This window comes from Blautia wexlerae, assembly GCF_013300825.1.
Classification (GTDB): Bacteria; Bacillota; Clostridia; order Lachnospirales; family Lachnospiraceae; genus Blautia_A; species Blautia_A wexlerae_B.
On sequence record NZ_JAAIMY010000011.1, the window covers coordinates 38,375 to 58,035 of the forward strand.

Below are 19,661 nucleotides of genomic sequence, written 5' to 3' on the forward strand. Positions count from 1 at the left end.
CCTTCTCACGCATCCGCAAGCTTCTTAATGATTCCACAGCATTTATAATGTGTAAGTGGATAGTATTCTACAGGTGTATGTTTCTCTTCGGCAAGTCTGACAATATGCTCCAACTGAGGATTTCCCTTATATCGCTCATCGATCAGCACCTTCCAGGGAATTCTCCTCAGTAATACTCTTGTTGTCTCTCCGATCCCCGGTTTGATCAGATTAATATCGTCAATACCGAAATTCTTTCCTATATTTATTACCTCATCAATACCCTGACTTTCCACTCTTTTTTCCAGATCAGGTGTATTCTCCATATTAAATTCCTTTTCAATGGTTTCAATAAAGTCATATGACAGATCAGAATCTGTCAGTTCTCCGTAATAGACTGCCCCATGGAAATCATCTCTGCCTATTATGTCATCTCTCAGAAAAGTACGGCTGATAAGGCCGGATACTGTACTGTTCAGGCAGGAACTTGGGATCAGGATATCTTCATGTGTTCCGCAAAGCTCCGTAACATTTGCCGGATCTGCCACTACCGCTATGTCAGCAGAAACCCCTTCATATGCAGAGATATCTTTCTTCAATTCATTCAGGATCGCACCCTTGCCAATCCATCCGTCCACAAATAAAATCTGCTGCGGTCTGTACTTTTCAAGCAGATACTTCATGGCATTATCGTCAATCCCTCTTCCTCTGATAATTGAAATGGAATAATGCGGCACATTTATACCATATTTGAATTTGATGTATCGCTTCACAAGGATACCAATTGGGATTCCCGCTCTGGCAAGGGATACCAGGACAATTTTCTTTCCCTTATTCTCTATGATCTTATCTGCCAGCATTCCTACTGCATTGGCAACCGGCTTCGCATAATGTTTCAGCGCATTATGATATACCTGCATATACTGATTTGTAGGAACATATTCAACAGGCAGCATCTCGCTGTAATGTTTCCCGGACTGAATCAGTTTCTCCCGCACTTTGGCAGGCTGAGGTTCTACCAGCCCGGTAATATCCTTCAATAATAAAATCACATCTTCTTCTGAATAGGAACTTCTCAAATCAGCACCACCTTACAACTGTAATATCCTTGTTCTGCATCCGGACAGCATTTATCAGCGTTTCCTGACTCTCCTTTATTTCCGGGGAATCTGTAACAATCAATACCTTGTCATATTTTCCTATATCGTAAATAAACGTTCTCCTGTCCGGATCATATAAACTTTTCAGTTCATATCTGCTGTGAAGGGGATACTCTTTTTCCAGACTCACAGCAATGGGACTTCTTGTAGTCGAATGGCACCTTACTTCGGCTCCCTCTTTTTCCATCTTTCTTCCGATATAAAGTGCAGGGAACATAAACTCCTCAGTGCCGATCACCAGTATTTTTTTGCCAGATATATTATCAGCCATGTTTCCGATTTTCTCCCGGATTTCTCTCCACAGATTCTCACATGCTTCCTCATATTTCCTGGAATCAATCAGTCTGCGGGCATCCATCCGGTCTTTAACATAAATCGTTGTATACTCTGCGGCCTTATCCGGACATTTATAATAAAATCCGTCTCCCTTAAATGTTTCTGCTCTGTCTCCGTAAGTACTGTGATCCGTTTTTACCAGATAATACAGGGAAATCCCCTGTCTCTTATAACGTTCCAGATTCTCCTCGCTCATTCCGTTTAACAGAGATGCTACTGAATATTTAAATTTTCCGTCATATTCCCTGTCAAGAATACTGATGATATTCCGAATTGTTTTTCCGGTAGTTACTTCATCCTCGATAAATATGATCCGATCCGTCTCCGCCGCTGCTCTGTCAATATCATCTTTTACCAGCTTCTGCTCTGTGGCATGGCTGTGTTCCTCGGAAAAAAACAGATAATTCACGCCGGGAATAACTTCTCTGGTGGTCTGAATATAATCTGCCCCCACAGTAATCGCTGCCTGAGCACCTATGGCAGTTGCTGTCTCCGCAAAGCCCACCAACAAAAGTTTTTCATCTTTGTATTTCTCCCTGAAAGTATCTGCCAGAGCAGCAAATAAATCCAGTGCCTTTGATGGCACTACCGGAATATGCTTTCCCTGAAGCGGATCCACTACCAGATAGTTTCTCTTCGTATTATTTTCCCTTTTTGCGATCTTTACTAAATCCTTCTCAGTATATTCCATCTTTACTCCTTCTACTGATATGATCTGAAAAATCCCCGCAACTTGGTCAGGGCTTTCGTCAGTGTCTCTGTCTCTTCCACATTCAGACCTTTAAGTACAGCCAGCACCATCTTCTCATGGAAATCTTTATGATGATAATAAGCTTTCTTCCCCTGTTCTGTCAGGGAGATCAGCACAACCCTTCGGTCCTCCTGACTTCTCATACGCTGGATATATCCCTTCTTTACAAGATTATTCACAGCGATCGTCAATGTACCCACAGTCACATTCAGTTCTCTGGCTACTGTTGACATATTCTTCTGTTCCCGGATACCTACTGCATTAATAATGTGCATATCATTGACAGAAATATTCTTATATTCTCCCGTAATCAATGCCCGTTCTTCCAGGTCCAGAATCTCATTAAATAAATTGACCAGTACATCATTAATTGCCTCATAATGGTTCATCCGGTTACCTCCCTCTTTTTGCTTAAGCAATTCCATATAGCATTGCTGTAGCATGTTTGTACATTCATGGTTATATTGCTACCTATTATACACTAAAATACTTTGTCTCACAAAGCATTTCTGGCAGGTTTTCAAAGAATTTCTCTCTTAATTCTTTCTTTGAACCATGAAATTTGTTATAATGAACAGATAGATTACGGTTCACACGCCCCTATCTCATTTCCGTATGCAGTCTGCAATGAATTTGAGATACGGTACTGAGAGCGAAGCGAACAGCAATACAGACTGCAGATTGCTGTAACTGTTCAGTACTCTCACTGTTAAGAACTATTTTAGTTAAAGGGAATTTTCTATGAGAAAAAATAATATGCCACTTAATTTACGGGAGAGAATCAACTCCCGGATCAGTCTTCTGTGTTCTGTTGTTGTTCTGGTCCTGCTCGTTCTGGTGATGCATCAGATGGATTACACCCTGATCCGTAAACCGCAGAAAGAATCAGCAGAAGCAGCGGCTCTCAAGGAACAGCAGGATAAGATTGAAGCTGAAACACCTGTCATCTCCACTGCAAGTGTAATTGCTGTTGGAGATAACCTTTATCACAGCAAGCTGTATGAATCCGGCGAGAATGACTCCGGCATATGGAATTATGACCATATCTACACTCATGTTCTGGACCAGATTCAGGCTGCAGACGTGGCCATGATCGACCAGGAAACGGTTTTTGCTCCAAACCACGATGCTGTCAGCACTTATCCTTCCTTTGCCACTCCTCAGGAAGTTGGAGATGCCATTATCAAAGCAGGGTTTGATGTAGTGGAATCTGCCACAAATCACGCCGATGATTATGGATATGACTATCTGAAAAGTACTCTGGATTTCTGGAGCACCAATTATCCGGATATTCCTGTACTTGGTATCCACGCCACCCAGGAAGATGCAGACACTGTCAAAGTAAAAGAAGTGAATGGTATTAAGATTGCTTTTCTTGACTATACATACGGCACCAATAATTCCGGTGCAGGCGAAGGATATGAGTACATGATCGATATCTTTGATAAGGATAAGATCACCACAATGATCCAGAAAGCCAAAGAAATCAGCGACTGCATCATCTTTGTGGCTCACTGGGGAACAGAAGATGAAACCATGCCAAATGAATACGAGAAACAATGGGCCGCTTTTCTGATGCAGCAGGGTGTTGATGTGATCATTGGCGGTCATCCGCATGTGCTTCAGCCTTACGGACAGCTTTCTGATGACCAGGGACACAATACCACCATATTCTACTCCCTCGGAAACTTTGTTTCCACTCAGCAGGAACTCCCGGAACTTCTGGAAGGAATGGCAAGTTTTACCATACAGAAATCAACTCTGAACGGCAAATCAACCATCCAGATCCTTTCTCCGGAAGTGAAACCTATGGTCATGCATTATGATTACGATAACGGAGAATACGGACCATATATGCTGGATGATTATACAGAAGAACTTGCTTCTTCCCACAGTGTAAGAAATGTGATCGGTGATGAGTTTACTCTCGATAACCTGAAAGCCAAATTTAAGGAAATCATGTCCATGAATGTGAAGCCTTCCACAAATACAAACCTGCTGAACGTCAAGTTTGACTGGGAGGGCAACATGATTGACAAAACTACCGGAAATGTAGTGGAAGATACAGAATCCATCCACTCCTGGGAATATCAGGCAGACACATCAGACGGAACCGAAGACTCTTCCGACAGTTCTGACAGCTCTTCGGATGAAAGTTCCGATGATTCTTCAAACGAATATGACAGCGGTTATTGATGAATGCCCGATTTGTATATAGCAAAAAAGATGCTGACTGTAATCAGTCGGCATCTTTTTTATAGCAATCCGCTTTGCTACGTAGCTCTATACCGAATAACTGCTTATTGCTTTTCACAACCTCCGCAGGGGACTTACTTAATTCGGTTAAACTCCCAGCAGTTTCTCTGCATTCTGTCTGGTCACATCAATGACCTCTTCTGCTGTAATTCCCTTCAGTTCTGCGATTGCCTGTGCTACATAAGGCAGATTTAATGACGAATTTCTCTTACCTCTGTTTGGCTCCGGAGACATATAGGGACAGTCTGTTTCCAGAACAAGCTGAGACAGGGGTGCATACTGAACCGTCTCTTTCAGTTTCTTTGCGTTCTTAAAAGTGACAACTCCGCCGATTCCCAGATACAGTCCCATTTTCAGATATTCTGCCGCAATCTCCCTGCTGTATGAAAAACAATGAATGATACCGCCATACATACCACCCTGCATATATTCTCTGACGATATTCAAAGTATCCTCGGCAGCCTCTCTGCTGTGGATCATAAACGGAAGCTTCTCTTCCCTGGCAATGTCAAGCTGAGCGCGAAACATTTTCTGCTGGATCTGATGTTCCTCTTCTTCCTTATGCCAGTAATAGTCCAGCCCGATCTCACCGATTGCCACCATCTTGTCCATATGGGATAATCTGCGGATCTCATCCAGAGTCTCCTGTGTCATCTTATCTGCATCATCCGGATGGATTCCCACTGCTCCATATATAAAAGGATATTTCTCCATCAGCTTCACAGTATCCTGAAAACCGCCTACAGATGCACAGACATTCACAATCTTCTCAATTCCTCCATCGTACATAGACGTAAGAAGCGCTTCCCTGTCTGTGTCAAAGGCCTCGTCATCATAGTGCGCATGTGTATCAATAATCATTTTTTCCAATCTCCTCATGTAGTCTTATAGCAATTCCATAAAATAATACAATCAAGACAGTTCAGCAGGACTTCACGCTATGATGGACTGGATTGTTTGCAGTAATTTATGGAATTGCTATAGTCCGGTTAAAAAATCTGTTATAAAATTACCAGCTCATCCCCCGGATGGATCACACCGCCATGAATAACCTTCGTAAAAACTCCCTGTTTTGGCATAATGCACTCTCCCATTTTCTTAAAGATCGCACATCCGCTGTGGCATTCTTTTCCAATCTGTGTCAGCTCCAGGACTACATCATTGCACTGGAATTTCGTACCGATCGGAAGTGTGGCAAAGTCGATTCCCTGAACCACCAGGTTCTCTCCGAATGCCCCGTCTTCTACCTCTGCACCTCTGGCGCGAAAATCTTCAATCTTGTCAAAAGAGAGCAGACTTACCTGACGGTGCCATTTGCCGGCATGGGCATCGCCCTCGATTCCCCAGTCCTCAATTACTTTAATCTCCGGAACACTTGTCTTCTGTATTCCCTTTCTTTCACTTGTACAAACCGCAATTACTTTTCCCATAAGATTATCCCTTTTACCTTCCTGTTTTAGTTTCAGATACTGTTTTCGTACCTGCTCTTCCGTTTATTGCCGTCAGCTTATATTCTCTGCTTTCTTATCCCTGTTATCGCCATCAGTTATCTTGCGCAGTTCCCTGCTTCCCCTGTCATGATCTCAATGCCATGTCCAAGCGCATCAATAATATACTCCAGGCTCTCTTTTACAGCTTTCGGACTTCCCGGAAGATTGATGATCAGTGTTTTTTTGCGGATACCTGCCGTAGAACGGCTGAGCATGGCGCGTTTCGTGATAGTCATGCTGTACGCACGCATTGCCTCCGGAATCCCCGGTACACGTCTGTCAATAATATCCTCCGTTGCCTCCGGTGTAATATCTCTGGGTGAAAAACCGGTTCCGCCTGTTGTCAGGATCAGTTCCGCTGTGCCGCTGTCTGCAATTTCCGCCATTCTCTCTGACAACATCTTTCTGTCATCCGGCAGAACATCTTCAGACACAACCTCATATCCATTCTTCTCAACAATCTCTCGGATCGCAGGTCCGCTTAAATCCTCACGTTCTCCGCGATATCCCGTATCACTGGATGTAATGATCGCTACTCTTTTCATTTTATAAAAACCTCCCTGTCGGGCAGATAATTTTTTCGTTATCTGCCATTCTGTATTTCCATTATACACATTTCTTTCATTTTACCCAACAAATATTTTGCAAATCGCAAAGTAATTTGTGGACATCAAAAATGAAAATCTCCACTCTTACCGCCCGTCTTTTCAACCAGATGAATATTGGACATTACCATATGCTTGTCAATTGCCTTACACATATCATAAATCGTCAGAAGCGTCACCTGAACCCCTGTCAGTGCCTCCATTTCCACACCGGTCTTGCCTTCTGTTTTCACTGTACAGAAAGCGCGGATAATTCCGTTTATCTCATCCAGTTCATAGTCTACGGAACATTTCTGGATCGGAAGCGGATGGCACATGGGAATCAACTCAGAAGTCCTTTTCACTCCCATAATCCCCGCTACACGTGCTACTCCAAGCACATCTCCCTTTTTCACAGAACCCTCTTTCACAGCCTCCATGATTGCTTCTCCTACATGAATCTCGCCTGTGGCAACTGCTGTTCTGTAAGTGATATTTTTCCCGGAAACGTCTACCATAACTGCGTTTCCGTTCTCATCAAAATGATTAAAACCCTGTGACATGATCAAAATCCCCCTGTTTAAGTTTTTACAAAAAGCGAGGCTCTTATTGTACGGGAACATACAATAAAAGCCTCGCCTGTTCATCACGATACGGTTGGAGTCTTTACCCACCGAAATTGACGACACCATGAATACTCATGAGTCAGTCACTCCCCTTTATCTAAATATTAATATAGCTTTTGAGAGTGTATTTGTCAAGATAATATTCGTAAGTTTTCACACATTTTCGCTACCATTCGCTTTGTTCTCAGTAATACAAAGATCAGCAGATTTCTGCACCTGCAGGCATTTCCTTTTCCGGTACCATCAGGGAAAGGTTTCCGTCTGCATCTTCTGCGCAGAGGATCATTCCTTCACTGAGTACACCGGCAAGTTTGGCTGGTTTCAGGTTTGTGACTACCATAACCCTCTTACCTACCATTTCTTCTGCACTGTAGTGTGCTTTGATTCCGGATACGATCTGGCGCACCTGGCTGCCGATCTGTACCTGTGAGCAGAGCAGTTTCTTTGATTTTTTTACTTCTTCACATTTGATGATCTTACCAACCTGGAACTGAAGCTTGCCGAAATCTTCAAATGTAATCTCAGGTTTTGCTTCAATATCAATTACGTCTTCTTTTTCTTCTTTTGCAGGTTCTTCTGCTTTCGGCGGATGAAGCTCTGCTACCTTTGCAAGTACCTCTTTCAGGTCAAGGCGGGCGAAAAGAATCTCCGGTTTTTCAGTTACTTTATTTCCTGACGGATAGAGGCCAAAGGTCTTAAGGTCTTCCAGTTCTCTGTCCTGTGCATTTAACTGGGCAAGGATTCTCTCTGTTGTTTCCGGCATAAAGGATTTCAGCAGAACCGCACCAATGCAGATTCCCTCAACCAGATTGTAGAGAACTGTTGCAAGACGGTCTTTTTTCTCTTCATCCTTAGCAAGAGCCCATGGCATTGTTTCGTCGATGTATTTGTTGCAGCGTTTGAAGATTGTGAATACTTCCGTCATTGCATCTGCCACGCGGAGTTTATCCATTTTTTCGTTTACTTTGGCAGGTACGGAGAGAATGAAGTTCTTCAGATCATCATCTACAGGTTCTGTAACGCCTTTGTTTTCTACCACACCGCCGAAATATTTGTTTGACATGGAAATGGTACGGTTTACAAGGTTTCCAAGGGTGTTAGCGAGTTCAGAATTGAGACGCTCTACCATCAGTTCCCATGTGATCACACCATCATTCTCGAATGGCATTTCATGAAGTACGAAGTAGCGGACTGCATCTACACCGAAGAAGTCTACCAGTTCATCTGCATAGATTACATTTCCTTTGGATTTACTCATCTTACCATCACCCTGAAGAAGCCATGGATGTCCGAATACCTGTTTCGGAAGCGGCAGATCCAGTGACATCAGGAAAATCGGCCAGTAAATTGTATGGAAACGGATGATGTCTTTACCGATCAGATGCAGGTCTGCAGGCCAGAGCTTATTGAACTGGTCTGTGCTTTCGCCATCGCAGTCGTAGCCGATTCCTGTAATATAGTTTGTAAGGGCATCAAGCCATACATATACTACGTGTTTCGGATCAAAGTCTACCGGGATTCCCCATTTGAAGGAAGTTCTGGATACGCAAAGATCCTGAAGTCCCGGGAGAAGGAAGTTGTTCATCATCTCGTTTTTACGGGATTCCGGCTGGATGAAGTCCGGGTGTGTATTGATGTAGTCGATGAGTTTGTCAGCATATTTGCTCATTTTGAAGAAGTATGCTTCTTCTTTTGCAGGTACACATGGGCGGCCGCAGTCCGGACATTTGCCGTCTACAAGCTGGGATTCTGTAAAGAAAGATTCGCATGGTGTACAATACATTCCTTCGTAGTGTCCTTTGTAGATGTCGCCTTTTGCATACATTTTTTTGAAGATTTTTTTGACCTGTTTTTCGTGGTCTTCATCTGTGGTACGGATGAATTTGTCGTAGGATGTGTTCATCAGATCCCAGATTCTTTTGATCTCACCGGATACGTTGTCTACGAATTCTTTTGGAGTGATTCCGGCTTCTTCGGCTTTTAATTCGATTTTCTGACCATGTTCGTCGGTTCCTGTCTGGAAGAATACGTCATAGCCCTGCTGACGTTTGTAGCGGGCGATGGCATCGGCAAGGACGACTTCGTAGGTGTTGCCGATATGGGGTTTGCCGGATGTGTAGGCGATAGCGGTAGTGATGTAGTATTTCTGTTTTTCCATGGTTTGTTGTCTCCTTTTTTGAATGTGGACGCTCCGGAAAATATAATTGTTTTCTGTGCGGTTTCGGGAGCTAGTGTACCGACAAGTTGATTCTTGAAACAATCTTGCAGGATAAATTTTTTATTTCAAGGCGGAGGAAGGAGGCGTAGCGGTGGCTACGGCGACCGACGACAACGCGGAAATAAGAAATTTAGACGCAAGATTGTTCGAGAAATCAACTTGTCGACACACTAGGAACTCTAAGTGTCTGAAAATCAGCTAAAACCATTCGAAAAAATCTCAAACTCGCTTCGCTCAGACAGTGAGATTTTTTCGAATAACGCAGATTTCCAGGCACTAAGAGTTGCTACACTCCCTGCAAATGCACAGAAAACAATTATATTTTCCGAAGCTGGTGTTTGAAATGGTAACAACTGCTCCTTATTTATGGAAGAAAAACATAAATTCTTCATGATAGGAAGGAACTGGTGTTGGGGGAAATAATTCCTCTTTGTCGCAGTGTGATCCTGCCCGGAGGGCTTTTTTATGTTATAGGAACATTACAGAGCAATTTCCTAATAACATAAAAAACGTCTCCTCAGATTATCTGAGAAGACGAGTATTACCCGTGTTACCACTTCTGTTCGTTTCCGGGCTCGCGCGGGGAAACCTTGGGAGGTACGTTGTGATACCTCTACGCTGTAACAGGCGTGCCTGTCGCTGCCTAAAGCCGTTGACTCTCAGCAGTGCCTCTCGGAAGCCATCTTCAACCTGCTCCTTGCATATCCCTCTCAGCCTTTGAATCTGTGATATGTGATCCATGGGGATTTCTCTGTAATACGGTCTGCGGATCTACTCTCTTCTTCAATGAGTTTGTGTTATTTCGTGACAGCACTCCACTCTGTGATCGTGGAAGGCTGTTAGCTATAGGAAATAGTTATTTCCTGTTATAGGGAAAATATAGCACATTTTGATGGATTTGTAAACCCACATCGTTATTGTTCACTCCGTTCTCAGTAACGTAGCCAAACTATAACAATTCCATAAAATAATAGTTTTTATATCTTGACAATTTCAATCCAATATTGTATAGTATCAATATCAGTAATGATTATTGTTATTGAACAGATTATAACTGCAACTATCCTGAACAGTTATGATAAATCATTTGCGAGTAAACAGGGAAGGGAGGAATACCATGGCGACACTGAAATACAGCCGTCAGAGGGAATCGATTAAAGAGTTTCTAAGAACCAGAACAGATCATCCTACTGCCGATGTGGTATATGAGAATATGAAGCTCATCTATCCGAATATCAGCCTCGGTACGGTATATCGCAACTTATCTCTGCTGGCTGATCTGGGAGAGATTAAGAAGCTTTCCTCTTTCGCCGGAGCGGATCACTTTGACGGGCGGACCGAGAGGCACTGCCACTTCATGTGTATCAGATGTGAGCGGATCATCGACCTTGAGAGCGAGGGAATTCACCACATTATGGATCTTGCAGGTGAGAACTTCAAAGGAAGGATTACTGATTACAGTGCCAGATTCTTCGGCCTGTGTGAGGACTGCCTGAAAGAGACAGAAGGCAACTCTGATGGTTCAAAGTAGTTTTTGCTTACATCATTAGTGGCCAAATTGGGAATAACAACTAATGATAAAAAGTTGCAAAAAAGCTAAAATTAAACTTGACTTTTTCAATCAAGTATGGTAATCTAAAATCACAGAAAACAGTAATAATTACTATTATTAAAAAATTACTTTTTCTGCCGCACAGACGGAAAGCAGTAAGAACTAAACGATGCTGAGATAATCAATTTATTTTCTGGCATCCCTAATAAATTCATTAAAAAGAAAAGGAGATTTTAATTATGACAAAATGGGTATGTAGTGTATGCGGTTATGTTTATGAAGGTGAGAAAGCTCCGGAAGCCTGTCCTGTATGTAAGGCACCGGCTGATAAATTCGTAAAGCAGGATGGCGAAATGTCATGGGCTGCTGAACACGTTGTAGGTGTTGCTCAGGGATCCAGCGAAGACATCATGGCTGATTTAAGAGCAAACTTCCAGGGTGAATGCTCTGAAGTTGGTATGTATCTTGCAATGGCAAGAGTTGCTCACAGAGAAGGATATCCTGAAATTGGTTTATACTATGAGAAAGCTGCTTACGAAGAAGCAGAACATGCTGCTAAATTCGCTGAATTATTAGGTGAAGTTGTAACAGACAGCACAAAGAAAAACCTTCAGATGCGTGTAGAAGCCGAGAACGGTGCTACAGCTGGTAAAACAGACCTTGCTAAACGTGCAAAAGCTGCTAACCTGGACGCTATCCATGATACAGTTCATGAAATGGCAAGAGACGAAGCAAGACACGGAAAAGCATTCGCAGGTCTTCTTAAGAGATATTTCGGAGAATAATTCTATCGGAAAATCGCATAAAATAAACCTTTTAAAGGGAGAACCTCAATGGTTCTCCCTTTTTATCCGTTCGTATTTTCATCATTGGAAGCTTAACTGCATTTCGCCTGAAGTCTGGCAACCTGATCTGTCAGAGCATTCATCTTAACTTCATTAATCATAATCCTGTTCATCCAGGTAGCCGACACATCCATCTTATTGATAAGATTCAGATGATTCTCTGCAAGGATAGAAATATTCCTATCCGTTATGTTCTCCAAATGCAGTTTGATATCTGCAAAGTTATTTCTGGTCTCTTCTTCAAAACGCTTCTGACTTTCTTCCATTCGGTTCATCTGGCTTTCGAATTTATCCATTTGGCTTTCGAATCCATCCATTCGACTTTCGAATTTATTCATTCGCGTTCCAAGTCCTCTGACCTCCGTCAAAACGGCTTCCAGTATTTGTCTGTCCGTCACCAATTCCACCTCCTCTGTAGCCCGTATCGTTCTTTTGTATGCGATTGATTATATCATATCTATAAAAATATGTCTATAAAAAATCCATAAACATACGATGCAAAATAATCTGACAGTTACTGTTCACTCCGTTCTCAGTAACATAGCCAAAATTCATTCCAGATTACCTGCGGCAATGGAGTTTTGGCTTGTATGTCTCGGGATTTTGGCATGTTCATGTCAAAACACCTCGCGGGATAGTGGTGTGTGAACAGTAACATCTGACATTCTATTTGTTATTATTATTCATCTTCGCCTCAATCGCCGCACCAACCCTGTTATAAACAGTCACAGCATCCTGAATATGCGGAATCGTATTTCCATCTGCTCCTGAAGCACCTGCGGAAACAAAGATATATTCCCTGCCCTCAATCTCCGCAAAGCTCACCAGACAGTGCCCTGCCTCACTGGTATAGCCGGTCTTGCCACCGAGGATTTTTCCACCAGTGACTGTCGGATCAGACAAATTTTTAAACATTGTACTGTAGTAAGTAATTCCATTCGGGTGGATATTTGTAACTCCGGTAGAATGTCTGGAGGTCTCCACAATCTCACGAAACGTATCATTCTTAATGCAATACTTCATCAAAACAGCAATATCCTTAACCGTACTGTAATGATCCGGATTATGCAGTCCTGTAGAATCACAGAAATGAGTATTCTCCATTCCAAGCTTCCTTGCTTTCTTATTCATCAGCTCCGCAAAATCCGCCTCTGAACCACTGATCGTATCTGCCAGCGCAATACAGCACTCTGCCCCCGAAGGCAGCATCGCACCATAGAGAAGATCAATCACCCGGACCTCTTCCCCCGGCTGAAAACCTGCCTGTGTAGCATCCTGCTCATATAATCCGGTGAACATCTCATTCGTCAGAGTAATCTTCTCATCCAGATCATCAAAATTCTCAATCCCCAGTATCACAGTCATAATCTTCGTCATAGAAGCCGGATAAATCTGAGCCTCCCCGTTAATCTCACCCAGAATCTTACCTCCCCTGGCCTGCATCAGGATCGCATTCGGACTGTTGATACCACTGATATCCACTTCCTTCAGAACCGGCTGTTCAAACTGCTCAAACCACTCCTTCACGCCCTTATTCCATCCGATCATGATCACCAGCGCACAGATAATAATCACCTCAACAAACACACAAGCCACAATCCTGCCCCGATATCTCCACGCATAACTTCTTCCACCGCTCTTTTTCTGTCTCCTGCCAACCACAATAACGCCTCCTGTCTGCCTCTATAACATTGCTCAGAAAAATATATCTAACAAATCTCTAATTCATCCCCTTACTATAACACACCCTTACCAAATCTTGTAATTTTCCATTCCTGCACCCATACATTTCATCTTTTCCCCTATCTCCAATACCTTCCCTTTCTCTTCTTCCCGCGAAACCATTGTACAGCACAGGAAAATATTTGTTTTCTGATACATCTACAGGAGGTGTAGCAATACTTAGCTTCCGGGAATTTGCGTTATGCCGGAAAAATTCACTGTCTGAGCGAAGCGAGTTTGAATTTTTATGGCATGGTTTTAGCAAATTTCCGGAAGCTTAGTATTCCTGCCTCCGCAGCCGTATCAGAAAACAAATATTTTCCTGCGCGTCCCCGTACTCGCCACCTAAAGAAGCGCAAAAAGACCCCCGGAGAATCCCCGGGAGTCTTAAATTGCTAAAATCTATTATGCTAATTTCATCGGGTTGATCTTCACACCAGGTCCCATTGTCGGAGCAATAACAACGCTCTTTAAATACTGACCTTTCAGTGTGCTTGGTCTAGCCTTAACGATAGCATCGATCAGCGTCTGGAAGTTGTCGCTTAACTGTTCCTCTGTAAAGGATGCTTTACCAACCGGAACATGAATGATGTTGGTTTTATCAAGACGGTACTCAATCTTACCTGCTTTGATATCGTGAACTGCTTTAGTAACGTCCATTGTTACTGTACCAGCTTTCGGGTTTGGCATTAAACCTTTCGGTCCAAGTACACGACCAAGACGACCTACAACACCCATCATATCTGGAGTTGCAACAACAACGTCAAAGTCTAACCATCCTTCGTTCTGAATCTTCGGAATAAGATCCTCAGCTCCTACGAATTCAGCACCTGCTGCTTTTGCTTCTTCAGCTTTAGCATCTTTAGCGAATACTAAAACACGAACTTTTTTACCAGTACCATGTGGCAGAACTACTGCACCACGGATCTGCTGGTCTGCATGACGTCCATCGCAGCCTGTACGGATATGAACTTCGATAGTTTCGTCAAATTTAGCAACTGCAGCTTTTTTAACTAAGCTGATAGCTTCTGCGGTATCATATAATGTAGCGCGGTCTACTGCTTTAGCAGCTTCCACGTATTTCTTTCCTCGTTTCATTTCTATAACCTCCTGTGGTATTTGCGGGGAACGCCCTCCCACTTACTATTTAATATTAAAATTAATCAACTACTTCGATTCCCATACTTCTTGCAGTACCAGCGATCATGCTCATAGCTGCTTCAAGGGATGCTGCATTTAAGTCTTTCATCTTAAGTTCAGCGATTTCCTGAACCTGAGCTTTAGTAACCTTAGCAACTTTTGTCTTGTTCGGTACGCCGGAACCGGATTTGATCTTAGCAGCTTTCTTAAGAAGAACTGCAGCCGGCGGAGTTTTGGTTATGAAGCTGAAACTTCTGTCTGCATAAACAGTGATAACTACAGGAATGATTAAGTCTCCCTGATCTGCTGTTCTTGCATTGAACTCTTTTGTGAACTGAACGATATTTACACCGTGCTGTCCAAGAGCTGGACCTACAGGTGGTGCTGGAGTTGCTTTACCAGCCGGAATCTGTAATTTGATATATCCTGTTACTTTCTTTGCCATTTTTCGGCACCTCCTATGTGGTATTGGCGGGGGTTTATGGTCCCTCCCACGATATTGTTACCTTTGCTTGTTACATCTGTTTGATTTCTGCGAAACTAATTTCTACCGGCGTTTCGCGGCCGAAAAGTTCAACATTGATCGTTGCTGTCTGTTTCTGCACATTAAGGGCAGTGATAACACCAACGGTATCTTTCCAGGCACCGCCTGTGACAACAACTGTATCACCCTCTGCGAAATCGACCTGAATTTCCTCTTTCTTGATACCAAGAGGAAGCATCTCTTCCTCGGTCAACGGTACCGGCTTGGACCCTGGTCCAACGAAGCCTGTCACACCTCTGGTGTTACGGACAACATACCATGTATCGTCATTCATAACCATGTTGAGAAGTACATAGCCAGGAAACATTTTCTTCTGAACCTGTTTCAGAGCCCCGTTTTTCAGCTCAGCCACTTCCTGCAGCGGAACACGAACTTCAAGGATCTGGTCTTCCAGGTGTCTGTTTTCGATGGTTTTTTCAATATCGACTTTTACTTTGTTCTCATACCCGGAATAAGTATGAACAACATACCATTTCGCTTCTGACATACAATCACCTTATCCTTATTTCATTAAAAGATTAATGCCTTCGAGAATAAATGAATCCATGACGCTGATCAGTACGCAAAGCACGATCGACACGCAAACTACCACGATAGTCTGCTTAATCAGTTCATTGCGGTCTGTCCAGACAATCTTCCTGAATTCTGACTGAAGTCCCTGAAACCAACTCTTCTTCTGGCTCTTGCCAGCAGATTTTTCATTTCCTTGCATAGCCTGACCTCACAATTCTCTGTGAGTAACTGTTTCGTCCAGTTACCTTGGATTACTTTGTTTCCTTATGCAGAGTGTGTTTGCGGCAGAACTTACAATATTTCTGAGTTTCCATTCTCTCAGGATGGTTCTTTTTCTCCTTAGTCATATTGTAGTTACGCTGCTTGCACTCGGTACATGCTAATGTAATCTTAACGCGCACAACTTCCACCTCCAGTGTTTTCATTTGCATGGTCATTTTCCTCATGCCGGACGATGTATCCGTCATCTTTTCGGGCATAAAAAAAAGACCTAACTTCCATGTCGCTTGTCAAGTTTATCACACATGACATGCTTAAGTCAAGTCTTTTCTCATATTTATGCTTATATTTTATCGCATATTTTTTACATAAAATGCAACTATCCGACGTTGTATGGCTGTATGGTATTTCCTGACAGGCAGATTTCTGCAATCCGCTTCGCTACGCAGCTCTACACCGAATAACTGCTCTGCTGTTTATCAGAAGGAGCTTGTATTTACCACGCCGATTTTGTCTGAAATATGATAGGAACCCTTGAAGGTACGTTTCACCTGATACAGGCATCCATCTGCCTCTTCATACAAGTCCTGAAAAGTGACATCCTTTCCGTCCGAAAGAACAATTCCCATAGATGCAGAGATCATTACTTCCAGCTTTTCCTTCACATAGTCAATATGCAGCTTCGCTGAAAGGACACGTAGGCTTTCCTCAGCCGCCTCCCTGGTCATATCCGGCAGAAACAGTACAAACTCGTCACCGCCCAGTCGACAGACAATATCCTGAGCCCTGCAGTGCTTCTTCATAATAAGAACCACTTCGCAGAGAGCCTTGTCTCCCTACATATGTCCCATAACATCATTCAGAGTCTTAAAATTATCCAGATCCACAATGGCAAAGGTATTTACACATCCTGTATGCAGTTCCTGTGCCAGCATTTTGTTTATTGCTGCTGTACCTGCTGCCCTGTCCATTCCAGAAGTGAATCCCTGACCCTGGAATCCTCCTCTTTCTCCAGCGATCTGTTAAAACGAAGCACTGCTGTTACAACAATAAGCACCGCTATAATGCCTGTCACCGACAGAATCATATACTGCTGAACAGATCAGAAGTAATCATACCCTCCATGAATATCTACAATGCTTCCATTCATGTAGTTATTGGTAAGTATGCTGTACGCCATATCTGCCACATCTTTGATTTCTCCGAATCTGTGAAGTGCAATCTTGCGGTTAATGCGTTCGTAGCTTTCCGGTGTACGATTTTCATGCCATGGAGTCTGGATAAAACCTGGGGCAATGGCATTGACTGTGATGCCTTTTGGCTCGAATTCCTTTACCAGAGATTTGGTAAGGAAGTGGATGGCTGCCTTGGTCACACCGTATACCAGAGATGAGGAATAAGCCTGTTGTCCTGCATAGGAACCCATGAAGAGTACTCTTCCCCCCTCTGTCATTACCGGCATAAATTCTTTGATCATAAATACCGGTACAGACAGGTTTGTATTTACGATATTTGTCCATTCTTCAAATGTATAGTCCCTGAATTTATCGTAGGTGCTGATGCCTGCATTGCTGATCAGCCAGTCTACATGCCCTGCTTTCTCTTTGACTTCTGCCACAAATTTCATCATAGCATCATAGGAAGACATGTCTGCTTTCATAATGATAAGCTTCTCCTGGTCTTCCGGTTTCAGGCTGTCCCAGAATTCATTGGCCTTAACGGAATTGTGTGCATATGTGGCAAAAATCAGATCATCATCCTCTGAATTTGCCAGTATCTTTTCCACAATACCGCGGCCGATTCCTGAAGTACCGCCTGTGATCACTGTTACTTTACTCATTTCTGTTACCTCTTTATATTTCTCATCTTGCTATAAACAATGCAGGCAGCTATGAGGAGATCTTTACACTCCGATGGCTGGACTGCCTGCAAAAAAATTCCTTCTATAATATATCATTATATATCTCTGTCTGCCTTACAACTCCATCAATCTGTCATAAACTTCTTTCGGTGCATATGGCTGCTGGTTGTGGATTGGCTCTCCCAGACAGGTCTTAGGATATGCAAAGGTTCCATGCTCCAGCATAACTTCCAGAAGTTTCGGACCTTTTCCTTCCATAAATTCCGGTGCCTCTTCTCTGACTGCATCGCAGTGCATTCTCAGTGCCGGAATACCGTAAGCCTTTGCTACCTCTGTAAAGTCACAGGAAGCAAATCCACAGCCATCTGTGGTTCCTGCGAACAGGCAGTCGAAGTAGTCTCTCTGAAGATGACGGATCATACCAAGAGCTTCATTGTTCATTACCATCATTTTGACAGGAATGTTCTCTCTTTTTACCCATTCCAGTTCCTGTATATTCATCTGGAATGCGCCGTCTCCGCAAATACATGCAGTTGGCTTTCCTGTAGCATAATATGCCCCGATAGCTGCCGGAAGTCCATAACCCATAGCTCCGTGACCACCGGAGAAGAGAAGCTTCTGGCCTTCATGATTCCTGAATGACTGATAGCTCCATACCATATGCTGTCCTACATCCACTGCAATAGCAGAAGTATCACTGAGCATATCACTGAGATCTGCGATCATACGGTTTGGATATCTCTCAGGAGTATTATCATCTACTGCCTGAAGATTCTCTTTAATCTCATTGCAGATATTGAGCCACTCACTTGCACCCTCTTTTTCCGGACCTGCTGCCTTTGCCAGACAACTGATGACCGCACCTGTCTCTGCCTGAAGTTTCACTTCATTTTCTCCATTCTCATGGATATTTCTCTGAAGATTATAAGCATCAATATCAATACGGATAAGTTTTGCCTCTTTTGCAAATTCATGCACTTTTGTTCCAATCTGTCTGGTACACAGGGAAATACCGAAACAAAGAAGCAGGTCACTCTTTGCATTGGCAATCATATTTGCATAACGATGTCCATAAGCACCGCCGATACATCCGAAATTCAGTGGATGCTCATATCCCAGGACAGATTTTGCCAGAACACTAGTAATAATTGGAATCTGTCTCTTTTTCGCAAAAGCGATCAGTTCCTGCTGGCTTGCATAACTGTCCACGCCGTGTCCCAGCATGATCACAGGACGTTTCGCCTGTTCCAGTGCTGCAAGAATCGTATCTGCTGCCTGCTGCGCTGTGGCAGCATCTGTATGCTCATCCTCAAAAGTCATATCATAGACAGGATTCTCCACTTCGCTTCTCTGGATATTCATGGGAAGGTCTATAAGAACCGGTCCCTTTCGTCCTGTTGTTGCAATATGGTAAGCTTTATTTAATTCCACTACAATATCCTCAGGATTACGGATCTGCACTGCATATTTTGTGATTGGTTTCGCCATCCCTACAATATCTGTCTCCTGAAATCCCTGCTGACGCAATCCTTCAATCCCTGAATATTCATATGTGTTTAGCTGTCCTGTAAGGAAGACTACCGGAAGTGAATCGTAATATGCATCTGCCACGCCGCTCAGAAGATTTACTGCACCCGGACCACTGGTAGCATATGCACATGCACATTCCTCTTTTGTCTGGGCATAACCGCATGCCGCAAAGGCCGCTCCCTGTTCATTATAGCTGGAATGATTCTCTGTATCAGGATTTCTTTCAATGGAATCAACCACATGGGCAATCATTGTTCCCTGATATCCAAAGAAATGGCGTATTCCCTTTTTCTGTAAAAAAGTAACGATATAATCTGAAAGTTTCATAGTTCCTC

21 protein-coding genes and 1 pseudogene are annotated in these 19,661 nt (G+C 43.1%); 3 read left to right on the forward strand and 19 right to left on the reverse strand.

Annotated features, from left to right (window positions below):
• Window positions 1–5: 5 nt before the first annotated feature.
• The 3 genes from G4417_RS07515 to G4417_RS07525 are packed head-to-tail and all read right to left on the reverse strand — an operon-like array spanning window position 6 to window position 2,615.
• A complete protein-coding gene (locus G4417_RS07515) occupies window positions 6–1,058 on the reverse strand; it encodes a cysteine protease StiP family protein (protein WP_173683192.1) in 1,053 nt (350 codons plus the stop codon).
• 1 nt (window position 1,059) lies between these two features.
• Entirely contained in the window at window positions 1,060–2,166 is a 1,107-nt protein-coding gene (locus G4417_RS07520; RefSeq protein ID WP_173683193.1) for a phosphoribosyltransferase domain-containing protein, read from the reverse strand.
• A gap of 11 nt (window positions 2,167–2,177) precedes the next feature.
• Complete coding sequence (locus G4417_RS07525) at window positions 2,178–2,615, reverse strand: MarR family winged helix-turn-helix transcriptional regulator (RefSeq protein WP_173683194.1); 438 nt, start codon at window positions 2,613–2,615, stop codon at window positions 2,178–2,180.
• Between the two features lie 367 nt (window positions 2,616–2,982).
• Between G4417_RS07525 and G4417_RS07530 the strand changes: the two genes are divergently transcribed.
• The gene (locus tag G4417_RS07530; RefSeq protein ID WP_243872092.1) at window positions 2,983–4,422 is read left to right on the forward strand and encodes a CapA family protein; all 1,440 of its coding nucleotides are present in this window, start codon (window positions 2,983–2,985) and stop codon (window positions 4,420–4,422) included.
• A gap of 147 nt (window positions 4,423–4,569) precedes the next feature.
• On the opposite strand, the gene G4417_RS07535 is transcribed toward G4417_RS07530, so the two are convergent.
• The 5 genes from G4417_RS07535 to metG form a co-directional block, all read right to left on the reverse strand.
• Window positions 4,570–5,343, reverse strand: coding sequence for a TatD family hydrolase (locus G4417_RS07535; protein ID WP_173683196.1), 774 nt, complete (start codon window positions 5,341–5,343; stop codon window positions 4,570–4,572).
• A 140-nt stretch (window positions 5,344–5,483) separates the two neighbouring features.
• Window positions 5,484–5,912 carry an MOSC domain-containing protein gene (locus G4417_RS07540; RefSeq protein ID WP_173683197.1) on the reverse strand — a complete coding sequence of 143 codons (429 nt, stop codon included), beginning with the start codon at window positions 5,910–5,912 and terminating at the stop codon, window positions 5,484–5,486.
• 116 nt (window positions 5,913–6,028) lie between these two features.
• The gene (locus G4417_RS07545; protein WP_022379966.1) at window positions 6,029–6,517 is read right to left on the reverse strand and encodes a MogA/MoaB family molybdenum cofactor biosynthesis protein; all 489 of its coding nucleotides are present in this window, start codon (window positions 6,515–6,517) and stop codon (window positions 6,029–6,031) included.
• A gap of 125 nt (window positions 6,518–6,642) precedes the next feature.
• The gene (gene moaC, locus G4417_RS07550) at window positions 6,643–7,119 is read right to left on the reverse strand and encodes a cyclic pyranopterin monophosphate synthase MoaC (RefSeq protein WP_022379965.1); all 477 of its coding nucleotides are present in this window, start codon (window positions 7,117–7,119) and stop codon (window positions 6,643–6,645) included.
• A gap of 262 nt (window positions 7,120–7,381) precedes the next feature.
• On the reverse strand, window positions 7,382–9,364 hold the full coding sequence (gene metG / locus G4417_RS07555) for a methionine--tRNA ligase (protein ID WP_118341668.1): 1,983 nt from the start codon (window positions 9,362–9,364) through the stop codon (window positions 7,382–7,384).
• A 1,153-nt stretch (window positions 9,365–10,517) separates the two neighbouring features.
• On the opposite strand from metG, the gene G4417_RS07560 reads away from it, so the two are divergent.
• Both G4417_RS07560 and G4417_RS07565 read left to right on the forward strand, forming a co-directional pair.
• Window positions 10,518–10,931: a Fur family transcriptional regulator gene (locus tag G4417_RS07560; RefSeq protein WP_173683198.1), complete on the forward strand. Its 414-nt coding sequence runs from the start codon at window positions 10,518–10,520 to the stop codon at window positions 10,929–10,931.
• 260 nt (window positions 10,932–11,191) lie between these two features.
• Window positions 11,192–11,737: an NADH peroxidase gene (locus G4417_RS07565; RefSeq protein WP_008705373.1), complete on the forward strand. Its 546-nt coding sequence runs from the start codon at window positions 11,192–11,194 to the stop codon at window positions 11,735–11,737.
• 92 nt (window positions 11,738–11,829) lie between these two features.
• Here G4417_RS07565 and G4417_RS07570 read toward each other — a convergent pair whose 3' ends face one another.
• The 11 genes and pseudogenes from G4417_RS07570 to G4417_RS07615 form a co-directional block, all read right to left on the reverse strand.
• Complete coding sequence (locus G4417_RS07570; RefSeq protein WP_330598228.1) at window positions 11,830–12,195, reverse strand: hypothetical protein; 366 nt, start codon at window positions 12,193–12,195, stop codon at window positions 11,830–11,832.
• 268 nt (window positions 12,196–12,463) lie between these two features.
• Complete coding sequence (locus G4417_RS07575) at window positions 12,464–13,459, reverse strand: hypothetical protein (protein ID WP_330598229.1); 996 nt, start codon at window positions 13,457–13,459, stop codon at window positions 12,464–12,466.
• Between the two features lie 465 nt (window positions 13,460–13,924).
• On the reverse strand, window positions 13,925–14,617 hold the full coding sequence (gene rplA / locus G4417_RS07580) for a 50S ribosomal protein L1 (RefSeq protein WP_008705377.1): 693 nt from the start codon (window positions 14,615–14,617) through the stop codon (window positions 13,925–13,927).
• Window positions 14,618–14,678: 61 nt separating this feature from the next.
• Entirely contained in the window at window positions 14,679–15,104 is a 426-nt protein-coding gene (gene rplK / locus G4417_RS07585; RefSeq protein WP_008705378.1) for a 50S ribosomal protein L11, read from the reverse strand.
• A gap of 70 nt (window positions 15,105–15,174) precedes the next feature.
• Entirely contained in the window at window positions 15,175–15,690 is a 516-nt protein-coding gene (gene nusG, locus G4417_RS07590) for a transcription termination/antitermination protein NusG (protein ID WP_008705379.1), read from the reverse strand.
• A gap of 15 nt (window positions 15,691–15,705) precedes the next feature.
• The gene (secE, locus tag G4417_RS07595) at window positions 15,706–15,915 is read right to left on the reverse strand and encodes a preprotein translocase subunit SecE (RefSeq protein ID WP_008705380.1); all 210 of its coding nucleotides are present in this window, start codon (window positions 15,913–15,915) and stop codon (window positions 15,706–15,708) included.
• 52 nt (window positions 15,916–15,967) lie between these two features.
• Entirely contained in the window at window positions 15,968–16,117 is a 150-nt protein-coding gene (gene rpmG, locus G4417_RS07600) for a 50S ribosomal protein L33 (protein WP_025578252.1), read from the reverse strand.
• Between the two features lie 297 nt (window positions 16,118–16,414).
• A pseudogene (locus G4417_RS07605) lies at window positions 16,415–16,759 on the reverse strand (GGDEF domain-containing protein); the annotation flags it as partial.
• 12 nt (window positions 16,760–16,771) lie between these two features.
• Window positions 16,772–16,906: a hypothetical protein gene (locus tag G4417_RS17135; RefSeq protein ID WP_274603782.1), complete on the reverse strand. Its 135-nt coding sequence runs from the start codon at window positions 16,904–16,906 to the stop codon at window positions 16,772–16,774.
• Between the two features lie 131 nt (window positions 16,907–17,037).
• Window positions 17,038–17,775: an SDR family NAD(P)-dependent oxidoreductase gene (locus G4417_RS07610; RefSeq protein WP_173683201.1), complete on the reverse strand. Its 738-nt coding sequence runs from the start codon at window positions 17,773–17,775 to the stop codon at window positions 17,038–17,040.
• Between the two features lie 135 nt (window positions 17,776–17,910).
• Entirely contained in the window at window positions 17,911–19,653 is a 1,743-nt protein-coding gene (locus tag G4417_RS07615) for a thiamine pyrophosphate-binding protein (protein WP_173683202.1), read from the reverse strand.
• Between the last annotated feature and the right edge of the window lie 8 nt (window positions 19,654–19,661).